The sequence below is a fragment of the Enorma timonensis genome, assembly GCF_000321165.1.
In the GTDB taxonomy this organism is placed as follows: Bacteria; Actinomycetota; Coriobacteriia; order Coriobacteriales; family Coriobacteriaceae; genus Enorma.
Genome location: NZ_CAPF01000115.1, coordinates 1 through 661, shown reverse-complemented (window position 1 = coordinate 661; position 661 = coordinate 1). Strand labels below are relative to the sequence as shown.

General features: G+C 72.2%; 1 protein-coding gene and 1 other RNA gene. Both read right to left on the bottom strand.

Annotated elements, in window-relative coordinates; genetic code table 11:
• Nucleotides 1–121 precede the first annotated feature (121 nt).
• An RNA gene (gene ffs, locus BN423_RS11300) (signal recognition particle sRNA small type) lies at nucleotides 122–217 on the bottom strand.
• Between the two features lie 75 nt (nucleotides 218–292).
• A partial coding sequence (locus BN423_RS10970) for a glycerate kinase (protein ID WP_043360156.1) occupies nucleotides 293–661 on the bottom strand: 369 nt, incomplete at its 5' end.

Genomic DNA, 661 nt, shown 5'->3' with positions numbered 1-661 from the left:
ACCGCCGGCTGCGGAGCGCGGGCGCGGGGTGGACGCGGGGTTTGCGGGGCGCGCGGCGGGAGCACCGGCTGCGGGCGGGCGCGGCACCGCACGGAGCCCCGACATGAAAAAGCGCCCTGTGCACTCGATGGATCCGGGTGCCCGGCAGAGGCTCCTTATGGCTGCTTCCTCCCGGACCTGACCAGATTCGGAACATATCGTCACCCGAACCCATCGAACGCGCAGAGCGTAGTGCCTATGGTACCCGTTGGGTCGCCGCGCGTCGAGGGGCAAATTGCCTCCCGCTGCCAAATCACCACGTCTGTCCCAGCAGGTACGCCCGGATGGCGGCCTCGCCGGCGGCGCGCAGGTTCGCGCGCGCCTCGTCGCGGGACAGCGCCCTATCGAGCGCCATGGGGCGGCGGACGATGGGGAGCACGAGGCCGATCCCGGCCGCGTAGACGTCATCGAGCACATCCGCACGGCCTCCCACCAGCGCGATCGTGGGAACCCCCCGCCGATGCGCCCGCGCCGCCGCCCCCACCGGAGCCTTGCCGTGGGCGGTCTGTTCGTCCATGAAGCCCTCGCCCGTGATGAGGAGGTCGGCCTCGGCGAGCGCCGCATCGAAGCCTATGAGGTCGAGCACGGCCGACGCCCCCGAGGTCATGCGCGCGCCCAGGAC